Below are 14,236 nucleotides of genomic sequence, written 5' to 3'. Positions count from 1 at the left end.
GCTTTCACCGCGATGGATTCAGCACCGTGAGACCACTCTAGTAGCCAACTGGTAGCGCTGGCGTACCACTACGGCTGTTCGCGGTCATTTCCGCACCCGGACGTGGGGTCTTCCGGGTACTCCCATCATCAGGTTGCCCTGCACCTTTACGTCAACCCCAACGTGCGGGCAGCCACCCGGATTCCGCCAGCCGGGCGGTGTCCGCTCACCGCGAACAGGTCCGCAACCTGGGAGTGACCGGGGCGACGGCCACCCGATCGGCGGAGTCCTGTTAGGTTAGGCAGACCTAAGGAGGACGCCTTGACGCAACCGAGCACCCGCGAGACGGCAGACGGCCTCGCGCCGTCCCTCCGGCGGCTCGACCTGCGACGGAACGTCCCGGACGGCTGGATCCGCTGCTCCGCGGCCCCTGAGTTTTTCGACGAATGGCGCACGCGCCTGACCACCTGGCTGCGGCGCGAGTACGGCGAGGCACCACCCCGAACGGCTGACGCGTACCTGATCGCGTGGTACCTGCACGTCCCGGCCCAGGTCGGCGCGCTGCTGCTGCACCACGAGCGGCGAGTGCCCTCGCTCCGGCCCGCGGACCTGGCCTTCCGCATCGGAGCCGGTCAGCCGTACCCGGACGCGCTGGCGGTGCTCGGCGACGAGTTCTGCTGCCTGCCGACCGACCCGGCCTCGGCCGCCCAGGGAGCGACGGTGGTCCGCGACGAGCGAGCCCTGGCGGCGGTCCTCCGGGCCCGTTACACGGCACACGCGGCCCGGTTCATCCAGGCGTACGGGCCCCAGAGCCGCTTCGGCCACCGCACGCTCTGGGCCGCGGCGACCGACGCCCTGGAGAACGCCCTGTGGGGAGCGGGCCGGGCGGGCGGCACACCGGAGGCGGAGGGCGCGGGCGTCGCGGACGCGGCCCTGGTGCTCGACGCGCGGTACCCGCCGCTGACGTCGGCTTCGACGTTGCGCCTGGCGGACCGCGAGTGGACGCGGCGCCGCGAGAGCTGCTGCTTCTCGTACCTGCTCCCGGCGGAGCCGGAGTGCGACGGCTGCCCGCGCACCTGCGCCCGGTAGCCAGGCCCGACCTTCCCCGGCAAGGCCGGGTCCGCGTGGGCGGCTTGAGACTCTGGCGCTGTTCGGGTATGCCGGTCGGAGGGCGCGATCGCGCGGTTGTGGTGCAGTGAGTGAATGACTCGTTCACCTCGTCCGACGACAGGAATGAGTCATTCACGGCGTCCGCCACCGCGACCCGCCCCGACTTCGCCCGAATCCTGCCGTCCCTTTGCAGGGCCCCGGCAACGTCGGGTCTGCGTGGCCGGCACGAGGGCCTGGCCAGGCCCGGGGCGCCGTGTGATCACGCGCTTGCAGTGTTGTGAAAGACCCTTTCACCTCGTCCGACGAGGTGAAAGGGTCTTTCAAGACGTCAGCGAGTCCAGCGCGGGTCCCGCCCTGAAGCACCCAAAGCCCGCTCCAACGCCGAAGCGTCCGAAGGCACCGGAACAGCTGGCCCGTAAACTCCCATCGAACGCGCCTGCTCGCCCATCGCCACCGCGGACTCGTACACCGCCGTCGCGGCCTCCGGGGCCCAGCTGAGCTCCTGGCCGCTCGCCCGCGCCAGGTCCCAGCCGTGCAGGACGAACTCGCCCAGCACCATGTCGCCGACCAGCGACGCCGGCATCCGCGCCGTGCCCAGCGCCGTCATGCCGTCCCACGCCGGCGGCGTCCCGAACACGTCCACCAGCGTCTCCGTCTGCTTCTCCAGCGCCGCGCCCCAGTCCTCGGTCACCAATGCCGCCTCCGCCTCGCCCGCACCAGGCGACGGCGGGTCCTCGCGGCGTCCCGCGGCGACGAGCCACGGGCCCCAATAGAGAAGGTGGTTGAGCAGCCCGCGGACGTCGTAGCCGGCGCACGGCGTCGGGGCGGACAGGTCGGCCACGGCGTGGGCGATCCGCAGGAATTCGGCCGCGGCGGGCCGCATGAGCTCGGCAGTCATCCCGCGATCCAAACCCCCGACCGGAGAAGCCGTCTTGAAGGAACGCGACAGCTAACGTGGACGCGTGCACCGGATCCCGCGCGGCATCGTGGCCGAGGCCACCGCGCGCACGATGTTCACACTGACCAGGCACGCACCCGCGCCCGAGCTGGCGGAGTTCGTCGAATACCACTGGGTGCTGCACTGGGACCTGTGCGGCAAACCGCCCCATGAACAGCGCGTACTGCCGAACCTCTCGGTGCACGCGACGTTCTTCGCCGGCGCGTCCGGGGTGTACGGCCCGATGCACGACGTCTTTTCCCACCGTCTCGAAGGCCGCGTCCAGGGCTTGGGTGTGCGTTTCCGGCCCGGGTGCTTCCGCGCGTTCCTCGGCGGCCCGGTGAGTGACATCACCGACCGCGCTGTCCCGCTCGCGGACGTTTTCGGGCCGAAGGCGAGCGAAGCCGTGGAATCGGTGCGGACCGCCGCCGATGACGCGCAAATGGTCCGCGCGATCGACAACTTGCTGATCGCAAATCCCGCCCGGCTGTCGACGGCCGCGCGACGGGCCGCCGGGGCCGTGGAATCAATCGCCCGTGATCCGGGAATTACCCGGGTGGCGCAACTGTGCGCGGATACTGGTCTAACCACCCGGTCCTTGCAGCGGCTGTTCGCCGAACACGTCGGCTGCGCGCCCAAGTGGGCGATCCGGATATACCGCCTCAACGACGCGGCACAGCGGATCGCCGCGGAAGGAGAGCCGGATTACGCCGGTCTGGCGGTTCGACTGGGCTATAGCGACCAGTCGCACTTCATCCGCGATTTCCACGCGGTGACGGGTCAGCCGCCCGGCGAGTACGCGCGGGCGGCCCGGGCGGACACCGAACGGACATCGGACAGCGACCGGACATGAACAAAGCCGCCGGGCGAATTCGCCCGGCGGCCTCGGCTGGAACCCCGCGTCGAGGAGTTTCCCCAGTCGCCCCGGTGACCTGTGGCCACCCGGACAGCTGAAGAATCCTCAGTTCTTCTTGTGGTAGGCCTCGACGACCTCGGACGGGATCCGGCCCCGGTCCGAAACGGCGTAACCGTTCTTGCGCGCCCACGACCGAATGGCCTGGTTCTGCTCGCGGTCGACGGCGGCCGGGCGGGCGGACCCCTTACCCGAGACCGGGCGCACCGAAGCGCGCTTGCGGCCACCCGCGCGACGCGCGTGCTCGACATACTGGGCGAGGGCGTCCCGCAGCTCCTCGGCGTTATCCGAGGAGAGGTCGATCTGGTAGCTGACGCCGTCCAAACCGAACTCGACGGTCTCTTCCGCCTCACTGCCGTCGAGGTCGTCGACCAGCGAGACGAGCACCTTCTGTGCCATCCGATTCCTCCTGCGGGGACTTGCGCAATGATCTGGTTACGGGGCGGGCCCCGGGACAGAAGACTTTGTCTAGAACATTAGTACCCGCTTCTGGAGGACAGCGCAAATCTCATATGGATAACCGGCCGCTATCCACACGGCCGGGTTATTCAGGGCGCACGAGCGGGAAGAGGATCGTCTCCCGGATACCGAGACCGGTCAGCGCCATCAGGAGCCGGTCGATCCCCATTCCGACGCCGCCGCTCGGCGGCATTCCGTACTCCAGGGCCCGCAGGAAATCCTCGTCGAGCCGCATGGCTTCGCTATCGCCCTGCGCGGCCAGCCGGGACTGTTCGGTGAGCCGTTCCCGTTCGACGACCGGATCGACCAGCTCGGAGTATCCGGTGGCGAGTTCGAATCCGCGCACGTAGAGGTCCCACTTCTCGGCCACGCCGGCCCGTGAGCGGTGCTGCCTCGTCAATGGCGACGTCTCCAGCGGAAAATCACGGACAAACGTCGGGGCGTGCAGGTGATCTCCGACGAGGTGTTCCCACAGTTCCTCGACGAGCTTGCCGTGGGTCAGCTTCGGATCCACTTCCAGGCCCCTGGCCTGCGCGAATCCGTGCAGTTTGGCGGCGGGTGTCTCCGGCGTCACCTCTTCACCGAGGGAATCGGACAACGACTCGTACATTCCGAGTGTGGTCCATTCGCCGGACAGGTCGTACTCCGAACCGTCGGGCAGGGTGACGACCTGGCTGTCCAGCACCGCCTGCGCGGCCTCCTGGATCAGCTCCCGCGTCATCACCGCATTCGTGTCGTACGTGGCGTAGGCCTCGTAGTACTCGAGCATCGCGAACTCCGGCGAATGCGAGGAGTCACTGCCCTCGTTGCGGAAGTTGCGGTTGATCTCGAAGACCTTCTCGATACCGCCGACGACGCAGCGCTTGAGGTAGAGCTCCGGCGCGATCCGCAGGAACAGCTCCAGGTCGAACGCGTTCGAGTGCGTGACGAACGGCCGGGCCGCGGCGCCGCCGTGCAGCGTCTGCAGCATCGGCGTCTCGACCTCGGTGAACCCGCGGCGGTGGAACGACTCCCGCAGCGACCGGACCACGCCGGCGCGCGTGCGCACGACGTCCCGCGCGCGCGGGCGCAGGATCAGGTCGACGTAGCGCTGGCGGATCCGCGTCTCCTCGGCGAGGTCCTTGTAGGCGTTCGGCAGCGGGCGCAGCGCCTTCGACGTGATGCGCCAGGCGTCGGCCATCACGGACAGCTCGCCGCGCTTGGACGTGATGACCTCACCCTGCACGAAGACGTGGTCGCCCAGGTCGACGTCCGACTTCCACGCCGCCAGGGCGTCCTCGCCGACCTTCGCCAGGCTGATCATGGCCTGCAGCTCGGTGCCGTCGCCCTCGCGGAGGCTGGCGAAGCACAGCTTGCCCGTGTTGCGCAGGAACATCACCCGGCCGGTGACGCCGACGGTCTCGCCGGTGGCGGTGTCGACGGGCAGACCGGCGTGGGTCGCGCGCACCTCGGCGAGCGAGTGCGTGCGGGGGACCTCGACCGGGTAGGGATCGATACCCTCCGCGAGGATCCGGTCGCGCTTCTCCCGGCGTACCCGCATCTGCTCGGGCAGTTCGTCTTCGGCGGGCTCGCTGGTGGGAGGGGGCTTTTCGGTCATGGCCATAGGGTACGAACCCGGCCGCGCGCTACGCCAACCGGATTACCTTTCCTTTCCGTCCATTAACCTGGGCCGGTGAGTGATCCCACCCGCGCCCGGCGGGCTTCGTCCTTTGGCAGCCGAGCGGCCGCGTACGCCGAGCACCGGCCCGACTACCCGCGGGAAGCGATCGAATGGGGCCTTTCGGGCGCGAGCGGAACGCCGCGCCGGGTCCTCGATCTGGCCACCGGAACGGGCAAGCTCACCCTCGGCCTGACCGAGCTCGGGCTCGAGGTCACCGCGGTCGAACCCGACCCGGAAATGCGCGCCGAGCTGGGGCGGGTGGTGCCGTCCGCGACGTCTCTCGCGGGCCAGGCGGAACGGATCCCGTTGCCCGACGCCGAAGTCGACGCGGTATTCGTCGGCCAGGCGTTCCATTGGTTCGACGTGCCGGCGGCGATGACGGAGATCGCGCGCGTACTGCGCCCGGGCGGCGTGCTGGTGCCGCTGTGGAACTACGAAGACGATTCGGTGCCGTGGGTCGCGGAGTTCGGCGATCTCGGCCGCACCGGCGTGAGCCGCGCCTGGACCAACGGCGAGCAGGAGCCCGCCACGCACCCCGGGTTCGAACCGTTCGAAAGCCGCGCGTTTCACCATGTGCAACGGCGCACCGCGGAAAGCCTCGTCGAAACGATCGCGACGCATTCGCACCTGATCGTCGCGGATCCGGCGGACGCGGCCGCCCGCCTGGCGGAGATCCGGCGGTTCCTCACCGCGAATCCGCACACCGCGTCCGGCGAGTTCGATCTGCCGTTGCGCACGTGGACGTTCCGCGCGCGGCGCCGTTGACATTTTTTGTCATGGCGGCGTGCTAGCTTCGGAAGTGACCCCAGGTCCCGGACGAGCGCGTCGTACCCGGTCAGGACAAGACGGCGCAGTGTGAGCAAGCACTGCGAAAGGGTTCTCATGTCCTGGCTCGTTCTCGTCCTGTCCGGAGTCCTGGAAACCGTCTGGGCTGCCGCGTTGAAGGGGTTCTTCCGGCCGGCCGCGATCGTGACGTTCGTGGTCGCGCTCGTGCTGAGCATGAGCGGGCTGGCGTACGCGCTGCGCGAGATCCCGCTCGGCACCGGCTACGCGATCTGGGTCGGCATCGGCACGATCGGCACGGCGCTCTACGGAATCTTCGCGCTCGGCGACTCGGTCACGGCGGCCAGGCTCACGTGCCTGACGCTGATCGTCGCGGGCGTGATCGGGCTGAAACTGCTGCCTTGACTTCGATCGAACTAGAGGTTCGATACTGGAATGATGAGCAGGAAACCGTGGGGCCGAGCCCTGATCTCGGTGGTGTCGCTGGTGACCGCCGCCGGTCCGTACCGCGCCGACTGGAACGAAACGCACGTCAAGAACCCCGCCTGGCCACCGCACGCGAAGTTCCACAACGGCCAGACGATGAGCCTCGGGCTCGCGCTCGGCGCCACCAGTCTGTGGCAGCTCTGGCGACGACCGACCCGGGAGGGTCTCGACGCGGGTGCGACGGTGGCGTCCTTGTACTGGCTGACGCAGATCTCGGCGCTGGCCTACCCGGGTTCGAAGGCCGTCGACCCGCCCGGGACGGCGAAGTTTCCCCAGGCGGTGGTGGCGTTCCCGGCGTTGGCGGTGACGGCGTTGGGGTACGTGCTGGAGCGGCGCAGGCTGGCCCGCGGCTGACGCGGCCCCGCCCTCCCTAGCGGGGCTCCGGCGAAGTCGGAGTTCGGGTGCGCCGGTCGGAGGGCGCGATCGCGCGCTTGCGGTGCTGTGAAAGACCCTTTCACCTCGCCGGACGAGGTGAAAGGGTCTTTCAAGAACCCACCAAGCCAGGTCAGGGGCGGATGTTCCGCTCGAAGACCAGCCGCAGCCCGAGCAGCGTCAGATCCGGCACGTGGTCGGTGATCGTCTCCGACTCGCCGATCACCAGCGGCGCCAGACCTCCGGTCGCGAGCACCGCCACCGGTTCCGTCCCACCCGGCGACAGCTCCCGGACGATCCGCTTGACCAGCCCGTCCACCTGCCCGGCGAAGCCGTACAGGATCCCCGACTGCAGACACTCCACAGTGTTCTTCCCGATCACCGACCGGGGCGGGACCAGCTCGACCTTCCGCAACGCCGCCGCGCGCGACGCCAGCGCGTCCACCGAAATCTCGATCCCCGGCGCGAATGCCCCGCCCAGGAACTCGCCCCGGGCGGAGATGGCGTCCACATTGGTCGATGTGCCGAAGTCGACCACCACGCACGCCGTGGTGTGGAGGTGGTGCGCGGCCAGCGTGTTCACCAGCCGGTCCGCGCCCACCTCCTTCGGGTTGTCCACCAGCAGGGCCACGCCCGTGCGGACGCCCGGCTCCACCACGATCTTCGGGATCCGGTCGTAGTACCGCGCGAGCATCACGCGCAGCTCGCGCAGCACCGCCGGCACCGTCGACAACGCGCTGATGCCGGTCACCGCGTCCGCGTGCGGGCCCAGCAGGCCGCGCACCATCAACGCCAGCTCGTCGGCCGTGATGCGCGCGTCCGTGCGCATGCGCCAGTCGCCCACGAGCGAGCTGCCGGAGTACAGGCCCAGCACGATGTTCGTGTTGCCGACGTCGACGGTGAGCAGCAAGCGGGTCAGCTTTCCGCGTGCAGCAACGCGTCGAGGCGGCGAGCGTCCGCCGTCTCTGCGACCGGGAACACCGCCGTCTCCTCTTCGGGAGGCAGGGTCACCGTGCCGGACAGCAGCCCCGACCCCTCGGGCGCGTAGCCCGGGTCGGCGTGCCGGTGGGCGATCCGGTTGTCCGCGTCGACGAACACCACGCGCGGTTCGTACGTCGCGGCTTCGGCGTCGTCCATCTGACCGTACGAAATGAGGATGACCAGGTCGCCCGGGTGCACGAGGTGCGCCGCGGCGCCGTTGATGCCGAGCACGCCGCTGCCGCGCTCGCCCTTGATGACGTAGGTCTCCAGCCGCGAACCGTTGGTGACGTCCACAATGGACACCTGTTCCCCCGGCAGCAGGTCCGCGGCCTCCATCAGGTCCTCGTCGACGGTGACCGAGCCGACGTAGTGCAGGTCGGCCTGGGTGACGGTGACGCGGTGGATCTTCGACTTGAGCATGGTGCGGTACATCGTGGACTCCTATTCCCCTGCGTCCAGCCGCTCCGGATGTTCGACAGCAGCGCCGAGCAACACCGGAACGTTGTCGATCAGCCGGGTACTCCCCACCCGGGCCGCGATCAACAGTCGTGCTTCACCATCGACGGGCGCGGGCCCGAGGTCGGTTCCCCTCAACTCCAGGTAATCCACCTCGACCGCCGGCCGTGCGGCGAGGGTCTTCCACGCGGTCTCGAGGACCGCCTCGGCACCGTCGCGCCCGACGAACGCCCCCGCGGTGAGGGCGGCCGACAAGACGATGGCGTCTTCACGCTGCTCGGGCGTCAGGTAGACGTTGCGCGACGACAGCGCCAGCCCGTCGCGTTCCCGCACGGTCGGCACGCCGATGACGTGCGTGTCGATGTTCAGGTCCCGCACCATCCGCTTGATCAGGACCAGCTGCTGGTAGTCCTTTTCGCCGAAGAGCGCGTAGTCCGGGCGGAGCAGGTTGAACAGCTTCGCAACGACGGTGAGCACGCCGGCGAAGTGGCCGGGCCGGACCGCGCCCTCCAGCTCGTCGCCGAGCGGGCCCGGGTGCACGGTGATCGCGGCGCCGTCGCCGTAGAGCGCGTCGGCGCTGGGCGTGAACGCGATTTCGACGCCGTCCTCGCTCAGCACGGCCAGGTCGTTCTCCAGCGGCCGCGGGTACGCCTCGAAGTCCTCGCCCTCGCCGAACTGCAGCGGGTTGACGAAGATCGAGGTGGCCACGACGTTGTTCGGCAGCCGCTTCGCGCGGCGGATCAGCTCACGGTGCCCGGCGTGCAGCGCGCCCATGGTCGGCACGAGCGCGAGCTTGCGGCCGACGCCGTGCAGGGCCCGGCTGACCTGGCTCATCTGCTCGGGCGACGCGAACGTGTTCAGCGTGCCGCGGCTGAATTTCGGTGTGCTCACTGGTCTTGGTGCCCTTCGGCGGGTTCGTCGAGGAAGTCGTTGAGTTCTTTGGCGGCCGCGGTGTCCTGCAGCACTCCTGCTGCGAGGGAACGCGCCACCGTGCGCTTGGCCAGCGCGCGATAGGCCGGCGCCACGTCCGGCGCCCGGTCCGCCAGCACCTCCAGGTGCTTGCGGACGGTGCCGACGTCGCCACGGGCGACCGGGCCGGTGAGCGCGCGGTCGCCGTGTCGGAGCACATTATCCAACGCCGCCGAGAGCAGTGGCGCCACCAGGCGTTCGGAGTGCTCGATTCCCGCTTCCCGCAAGACTTCCGCACAGTCGGCGACCAAGGTCATCAGGTGGTTCGCGCCGTGGGTCAACGCTGCGTGGTAGAGCGCTCGCGCGGAGTCGGGGATGCGCACCGGCTCGGCCCCCATCTCGACCGCCAGCGCTTCACCGACGTTCCAGGCGGCGTCGTCGTCCGCCGTCGCCGTGACGCCGATGCTGCACGTCGCGAGCCGCTCGAGGTCCTCTTCGCGGCCGGTGAACGTCATCACCGGGTGCAGCGCGAGCGGGAGCGCGCCGGCCTCGGCCGCGGGCGCCAGGACGTCGATGCCCTGCGCACCGGACGTGTGCACGACGATCTGCCCAGGCCGCAGCGACTCGGTCGCGACGAGCCCGCGGACCATGCCGGCCAAAGCGTCGTCGGGGAGGGCGAGCAGCACCAGGTCCGCCCGGCGGACGGTTTCGTCGGGCGGCAGCAGGGGCACATCCGGGAGGAGGCGTTCGGCACGGGCCAGCGACGCGGCGGACAGCCCCGACGCGGCGACCACGGTGTGTCCCGCCCGGGCCAGCGCGGCGCCGAGCACGCTGCCCACCCGGCCGGCGGAGACGACCCCGACCGCGAGGCGAGCGGGTCTCATCATGGCGTGCGCCTGTGGACGCTCATGGTTGGCAGACTCCCTCTGCTCTCGTTCCAGTCCCGATCCGGGTACCGGACGAACGGCGCGAGACTAACTCGGTTGAGCGCGAAGCGTTGAGCCCGGGTGACCAGCTTCACCCGGACCGGGTCACCCTCGGGTGGCCTCGTCGGCGAGGCGCGTCGCCTCCGCCCGGGCGGTCTTCAACGTGCGCAGCAGCTCCTGCTGGCGCTGCCGGTCGGTGTCGGTCGTGAGCTCCCGCCGGTCCAGGAACGCGAGCTCCGTCACGCTCGCCTGGTACAGGGCGACAGCTTTCGCCGCTTGTTTGCCGGACTGGCGTTTCGCCTGCCGCCGCCAGGCCCGGCGGCCGGGCAGGCTGGCCAGCAGGTCGACCTCCGACGGCGCGATCCAGCGCGCCGCGGCCATGTGCGGCAGAGCGGTGGCGATGATCCGCTGTTCGCGTCGTCGTTGGAGGACGACCAGGTAGATCACGCCGAGGAACAGCGGCAGCATGATCAGGAAGTAGACGGTGAGGAACTTCGAGCCGCCGAGCAGCGCGGCACTGTTCCACAGCGCGTGCAGGCAGACGGCGGCCAGGTAGCCGGCGAGCGGCGCCAGGACCTTCATCGCCTTCGTCGTCGTCCGCGCGGCGATGCCGATCCCGATCCCGGTGAGCACGGCGAACAGCGGGTGCGTGAACGGCGCGAGCACGCCACGGAGGAAGAACGCCGTGATGACGCCCTGGCTGTGCCCGTCGCCGAAGCCGTGTTCGTAGAACGCGCGGCCGAAGTAGTAGATGTTCTCGGTGAACGCGAACCCGGCGGCGCTGAACCCGGCGTAGACGACGCCGTCCACGACGCCGTCGAACTCAGTGGACCGGCGCCACAGGATGAGCACGACGAACAGGGCCTTGGCGGCCTCTTCGACGACGGGCGCGGACACGAGCGCGGCGATCGTGTTGCCGCTGCCCTTGCCGAGCAGCTCGTCCCCGACCGCCTCGGCGGTGGTGTTGATGAGCAGCGCGGTGATCGTCGCGATGCAGGCGCCCCAGGCGAAGGCGAGCAGCAGGAACTTCGCCGGCTCGGGCTCCCAGCGGTCGACCCAGAGGAACCCGGCGACCACACCCGCGACCGGCACGAGCGCGGCGAGGACCCCGATGGTGACGGCCAGCGGGCCGACCCGCGCCGTCGCGAGGCCGAACAGGAACAGGCCGCACAGGGCGACCACGATCAGCCCGAGCACCGGCAACAGCACGGTGATCCGGCGAGGCCGCCGTCCGCGATCGAGTCCCGTCGCGGGCGAGAGGGTTCCGCTCACAGCGGGTCACCCTACGCAGACCGGACAGGAAGTTGAACGCCACCTGGCACACACGGCGCGTCCCGCACGTCAGCCGTTCCCGAGCGCCCCAATGTGGCCTTGGTTGCGTCAGACGCACCGAAGGGGCCCTTGGGTGCGTTGAACGCACCGAAGGCCACATTGGGGCGCTGGGGTCCCTGGGTCTCAGTCCTCCGCGCGACGGCGGCGGCGGGGCGTCGAGCCCGTGCCGCCGTTGGCCGCCAGGAGCTCGCTCACCGAGCGGCCCGCCGTGTGCGAACCGCTGCCCGGTGGGGCCTCGGGCGAGCGGTGGCCGTTGCGGGCGTGGCCGTTGCTCGCGCCGTTGTGGCCGTTGCCGTTCTGCGGCACGTCCGCCGGGTCGACCGGGGCCATGTTGCGGCGCGACATCGACGCCCGCTCGGCGACCATGCCTTCCCACGCCGGGGGCTCGCCGTCCGGACGACGGCGACGGCCGCCGCCCGTGGGCTCCGGGGCCGGGACCGCCGGCATCTGCTGCGACTCGTCCGGCTTGCGGCGACGGCCACCCGAGCGGCCCTGGTAGTCGCGGACCGAATCCGGGAGCGTCGGGTTCGCCATCGGCGCGGCGGCCTGTGCGGCCTCGGCGGGCGCACGGTGCGAGCCGCCGTGCCGGGAGGCCGGCTCGTCGAGGATCGGCGACATGTCCGCCCGCGAGAACTGCTCCAGCCGCGACGGACGGCGGCCGTCGGCGGCCGGGACCGGCGTGGTCGGCGGCACCACCGGCGGCAGGTTCGTGCGCGACGGCTGCTGCCGCGCGGCCGGGCTGTTGTTCGGCACCGGTGTCGTCGGCGGGGGGACCGGAGGAAGGTCACGCCGTGATGCCGTGGCGTCCCTCGGCATCGGCGGGGCCTTCGGCTCGGGCGGCTTCGGCCGGTTCGGCCGCTGCCGCTCGGCGAAGTCGTCGCGGTTCTGGAAAGCCGCGCTCAGGTCGGTCACCGGCCGGAGATCCGACCGGGACATCTCCGACGGCTTCACCGGCGGGGCCGGGCGAGGCGGCGCCGGCCGCGGCGGCTCGGGCGCCTTGCGCTGCTCGGGACGCGCGCCGTTCGGCTGGCCGCCGACGCGAGGCAGGTCCGTCCGGGACCGTTCGACGCGAGGCAGGTCCGTCCGGGATCGTTCGACGCGCGGGAGGTCGGGACGCGACATCTCCACCCGGGGAATGGCGGGCATCGACCGCTCGACCCGCGGGATGTCCGGCATCGAGCGCTCGACGCGCGGGATGTCCGGGCGCGACATCTCCACGCGAGGGATGTCCGAGCGCGAGACCTCGGCCGGGCGCATGGCCGGGCGCGACATCTCGACCCGCGGCAGGTCCGGCCGTGACATCTCGGCGGGTCGCATCGCCGGCCGCGACATCTCCGCCCGGCGGGCGGGCGGCGGCTCGGGACGGCGGATCTCCGTCTTCGGCTCCGGGGCGCGGCGGATCTCGGTCTTGGGGTCGGGCCGCGGCACCTGGCGCGTCGGCTCGGCGGCGGCCTCGGGACGGCGCTCGGGCTGCTGCTGCGCGACCTCTTCCGCATTCGGCAGCCGCATCGGCTGCGACTCGGCCTGGCGGCGGGCCGCCTCGGCCCGCAGCTCGGCGGCCTTCAGCTCGCGCTGCGCGGCGTTCAGGGCCGGGTCGACGGCCGGCACCGGCGGACGGCGGTCGCTCAGCGGCGCCGGCCGGGCGATCTGCTGGGTGCTCTGCGCGTTGACGTTCGCCGGGGCCTTCGGGGCCGGCTTGCCGCCGAAGCCCTTTCCCTTGCCGAGGCCCTTGCCGTTCGCGGGCTTGCCGTTCGACGCCTTGCGCCGGCGCTCGTCGAGCACCCGGTCGATCAGCTCGGTCGGCCGCTCACCCGACTCGGCGGGCTTCTTCCCGGCCATCAGCTGAGCCGGCTTCTTCTTCGGCGCGGCGTCGGGGATCATCCGGTTGTCGTCGGACAGCTTGCGCATCCGGGTCGCCTGCGCGGTCAGCGCGACGCGTTCGAGCAGCACCTCGCCACCGAACAGCGACTGGAGGCTGTCGCGCAGCGCGGACACCTCGACGCGCAGCGCCTCCAGCTCCTCGCGGCCGCGGGAGTCGGACTCGCTGCGGTTCTCCGCCTCCACCTCCAGCTCGAATTCGCGCCGGGCCGCGATCTCGCGTTCCAGCTCCAGCTCGTACACAGCCTGCGCCTCGGAAACTGCATCCTCGCTCTGTGCCGCGTGCTTGCGGTACTTCACGGCGAGGAAAGCGCCGATCAGGGCAGCCCAGAGGGCGGCGACGATCCCCAGCCGGAGATAGCGGAGATCGTCGCTGAGCACCAGTGCGAGGGTGGCTCCGATGGCGAGGACGAATCCGACGACTAGCCACGGCCTGCCCAGTAGGCGGCCGCGCGAGTCGTCACCCACGCCGGTCATGACTGACACCGTACCTGCTCGTAATCCGAACGAGACCTACTCGGTCCCGCGAGCGGTGGGAATCGAGCGCTAACCGGTCGTCCCGCGAGTGCGCTCCCGCTCTTGGTCCCGGGGGGTCCGGCAGCAGTGCTCGAGCCACAAACCCGCTGCTACCAGGGCTGACGAGGACGCCACGCCGACCACGCCGGCGCGGGTGTCGAGCACCGCCGCGACGAATTCGTCACGTCGCGGGAGGACATAGCCGAGCGCGGCCAGCCAGGCGCCGCCCATGAACGCTCCGGCGAGTGACGAAGCCTTGGCGAGGGCCACCGATCGGGCGATCCCGATAGCGGCAACTACGCGGCCGTTCTTGATCCGGGAGCGGATGGAGAACGCGATCCCGGCTTCGACCGCGGCCAGCACGGCGAAGGTGACGCCGGCGAACGTCGGCAGCTGCGGGAGCGAGCCGTACGCCACCATGAAGAGCAGGTAGCCGAGGACCAGGCCGAGCAGCCCGGCCGCCACCAGGTCACGGGGCCGGGTGAAGTGCATGGCCCAACCTTACCGAGCTGTGACATGCGGCGCTCCGCGCCGGCCGG

Annotated in this window: 15 protein-coding genes and 1 riboswitch; of the genes, 5 read left to right on the top strand and 10 right to left on the bottom strand. The window is 70.7% G+C overall.

Annotated features, from left to right (window positions below; translation table 11 throughout):
• Positions 1 to 300 precede the first annotated feature (300 nt).
• A complete protein-coding gene (locus tag AB0C38_RS05785; RefSeq protein ID WP_360666982.1) occupies positions 301 to 1,068 on the top strand; it encodes a (2Fe-2S)-binding protein in 768 nt (255 codons plus the stop codon).
• Between the two features lie 349 nt (positions 1,069 to 1,417).
• Here AB0C38_RS05785 and AB0C38_RS05780 read toward each other — a convergent pair whose 3' ends face one another.
• Positions 1,418 to 1,987 carry a TIGR03086 family metal-binding protein gene (locus AB0C38_RS05780; RefSeq protein WP_360666979.1) on the bottom strand — a complete coding sequence of 190 codons (570 nt, stop codon included), beginning with the start codon at positions 1,985 to 1,987 and terminating at the stop codon, positions 1,418 to 1,420.
• A 64-nt stretch (positions 1,988 to 2,051) separates the two neighbouring features.
• On the opposite strand from AB0C38_RS05780, the gene AB0C38_RS05775 reads away from it, so the two are divergent.
• Positions 2,052 to 2,879 carry a helix-turn-helix domain-containing protein gene (locus tag AB0C38_RS05775; RefSeq protein WP_360666976.1) on the top strand — a complete coding sequence of 276 codons (828 nt, stop codon included), beginning with the start codon at positions 2,052 to 2,054 and terminating at the stop codon, positions 2,877 to 2,879.
• Between the two features lie 108 nt (positions 2,880 to 2,987).
• Here the strand turns inward: AB0C38_RS05775 and AB0C38_RS05770 are convergent, their stop codons facing one another.
• Together AB0C38_RS05770 and lysS are read right to left on the bottom strand one after the other, a co-directional pair.
• The gene (locus AB0C38_RS05770) at positions 2,988 to 3,338 is read right to left on the bottom strand and encodes an Lsr2 family protein (protein ID WP_360666973.1); all 351 of its coding nucleotides are present in this window, start codon (positions 3,336 to 3,338) and stop codon (positions 2,988 to 2,990) included.
• A gap of 145 nt (positions 3,339 to 3,483) precedes the next feature.
• The gene (gene lysS, locus AB0C38_RS05765; RefSeq protein ID WP_360666970.1) at positions 3,484 to 4,995 is read right to left on the bottom strand and encodes a lysine--tRNA ligase; all 1,512 of its coding nucleotides are present in this window, start codon (positions 4,993 to 4,995) and stop codon (positions 3,484 to 3,486) included.
• A 75-nt stretch (positions 4,996 to 5,070) separates the two neighbouring features.
• Between lysS and AB0C38_RS05760 the strand changes: the two genes are divergently transcribed.
• The 3 genes from AB0C38_RS05760 to AB0C38_RS05750 all read left to right on the top strand — a co-directional run bounded on the left by AB0C38_RS05760 (position 5,071) and on the right by AB0C38_RS05750 (position 6,681).
• Complete coding sequence (locus tag AB0C38_RS05760; RefSeq protein WP_360666967.1) at positions 5,071 to 5,823, top strand: class I SAM-dependent methyltransferase; 753 nt, start codon at positions 5,071 to 5,073, stop codon at positions 5,821 to 5,823.
• Positions 5,824 to 5,854: 31 nt separating this feature from the next.
• Positions 5,855 to 5,913, top strand: a riboswitch (guanidine-III (ykkC-III) riboswitch).
• A 27-nt stretch (positions 5,914 to 5,940) separates the two neighbouring features.
• Entirely contained in the window at positions 5,941 to 6,246 is a 306-nt protein-coding gene (locus tag AB0C38_RS05755; RefSeq protein ID WP_360666964.1) for an SMR family transporter, read from the top strand.
• A 33-nt stretch (positions 6,247 to 6,279) separates the two neighbouring features.
• Positions 6,280 to 6,681 (top strand): DUF6640 family protein, encoded by a 402-nt coding sequence (locus AB0C38_RS05750; protein WP_360666957.1) that lies wholly within the window; start codon positions 6,280 to 6,282, stop codon positions 6,679 to 6,681.
• Positions 6,682 to 6,832: 151 nt separating this feature from the next.
• Here AB0C38_RS05750 and AB0C38_RS05745 read toward each other — a convergent pair whose 3' ends face one another.
• From AB0C38_RS05745 to AB0C38_RS05715, 7 genes are all read right to left on the bottom strand, one after another.
• Positions 6,833 to 7,609, bottom strand: a complete 777-nt coding sequence (locus AB0C38_RS05745; protein WP_360666954.1) for a type III pantothenate kinase — start codon at positions 7,607 to 7,609, stop codon at positions 6,833 to 6,835.
• A 5-nt stretch (positions 7,610 to 7,614) separates the two neighbouring features.
• Complete coding sequence (gene panD / locus AB0C38_RS05740; protein ID WP_360666951.1) at positions 7,615 to 8,112, bottom strand: aspartate 1-decarboxylase; 498 nt, start codon at positions 8,110 to 8,112, stop codon at positions 7,615 to 7,617.
• A 9-nt stretch (positions 8,113 to 8,121) separates the two neighbouring features.
• The gene (gene panC, locus AB0C38_RS05735; RefSeq protein WP_360666948.1) at positions 8,122 to 9,027 is read right to left on the bottom strand and encodes a pantoate--beta-alanine ligase; all 906 of its coding nucleotides are present in this window, start codon (positions 9,025 to 9,027) and stop codon (positions 8,122 to 8,124) included.
• A complete protein-coding gene (locus AB0C38_RS05730; RefSeq protein WP_360666945.1) occupies positions 9,024 to 9,932 on the bottom strand; it encodes a DUF2520 domain-containing protein in 909 nt (302 codons plus the stop codon). Before AB0C38_RS05730 ends, panC begins: the two co-directional genes overlap by 4 nt.
• A 144-nt stretch (positions 9,933 to 10,076) precedes the next feature.
• The gene (locus tag AB0C38_RS05725; protein WP_360667536.1) at positions 10,077 to 11,180 is read right to left on the bottom strand and encodes a PrsW family intramembrane metalloprotease; all 1,104 of its coding nucleotides are present in this window, start codon (positions 11,178 to 11,180) and stop codon (positions 10,077 to 10,079) included.
• Between the two features lie 246 nt (positions 11,181 to 11,426).
• A complete protein-coding gene (locus AB0C38_RS05720) occupies positions 11,427 to 13,658 on the bottom strand; it encodes a DUF6779 domain-containing protein (RefSeq protein ID WP_360666942.1) in 2,232 nt (743 codons plus the stop codon).
• A gap of 69 nt (positions 13,659 to 13,727) precedes the next feature.
• Positions 13,728 to 14,189 carry a DUF3180 domain-containing protein gene (locus AB0C38_RS05715; RefSeq protein ID WP_360666939.1) on the bottom strand — a complete coding sequence of 154 codons (462 nt, stop codon included), beginning with the start codon at positions 14,187 to 14,189 and terminating at the stop codon, positions 13,728 to 13,730.
• Between the last annotated feature and the right edge of the window lie 47 nt (positions 14,190 to 14,236).

This window comes from Amycolatopsis sp. NPDC048633, assembly GCF_040650695.1.
In the GTDB taxonomy this organism is placed as follows: domain Bacteria; phylum Actinomycetota; class Actinomycetes; order Mycobacteriales; family Pseudonocardiaceae; genus Amycolatopsis.
Note: the sequence above shows the minus strand (reverse complement) of the source record. Positions and strands in the feature narration are given on the sequence as shown.

Coding starts and splice junctions, on each gene's coding strand:
- AB0C38_RS05730 (WP_360666945.1), bottom strand. CDS start 9,932: ATGATGAGACCCGCTCGCCTCGCGGTCGGGGTCGTCTCCGCCGGCCGG.
- lysS (WP_360666970.1), bottom strand. CDS start 4,995: ATGACCGAAAAGCCCCCTCCCACCAGCGAGCCCGCCGAAGACGAACTG.
- AB0C38_RS05755 (WP_360666964.1), top strand. CDS start 5,941: ATGTCCTGGCTCGTTCTCGTCCTGTCCGGAGTCCTGGAAACCGTCTGG.
- AB0C38_RS05750 (WP_360666957.1), top strand. CDS start 6,280: ATGAGCAGGAAACCGTGGGGCCGAGCCCTGATCTCGGTGGTGTCGCTG.
- AB0C38_RS05780 (WP_360666979.1), bottom strand. CDS start 1,987: ATGACTGCCGAGCTCATGCGGCCCGCCGCGGCCGAATTCCTGCGGATC.
- AB0C38_RS05715 (WP_360666939.1), bottom strand. CDS start 14,189: ATGCACTTCACCCGGCCCCGTGACCTGGTGGCGGCCGGGCTGCTCGGC.
- AB0C38_RS05720 (WP_360666942.1), bottom strand. CDS start 13,658: ATGACCGGCGTGGGTGACGACTCGCGCGGCCGCCTACTGGGCAGGCCG.
- AB0C38_RS05770 (WP_360666973.1), bottom strand. CDS start 3,338: ATGGCACAGAAGGTGCTCGTCTCGCTGGTCGACGACCTCGACGGCAGT.
- panD (WP_360666951.1), bottom strand. CDS start 8,112: ATGTACCGCACCATGCTCAAGTCGAAGATCCACCGCGTCACCGTCACC.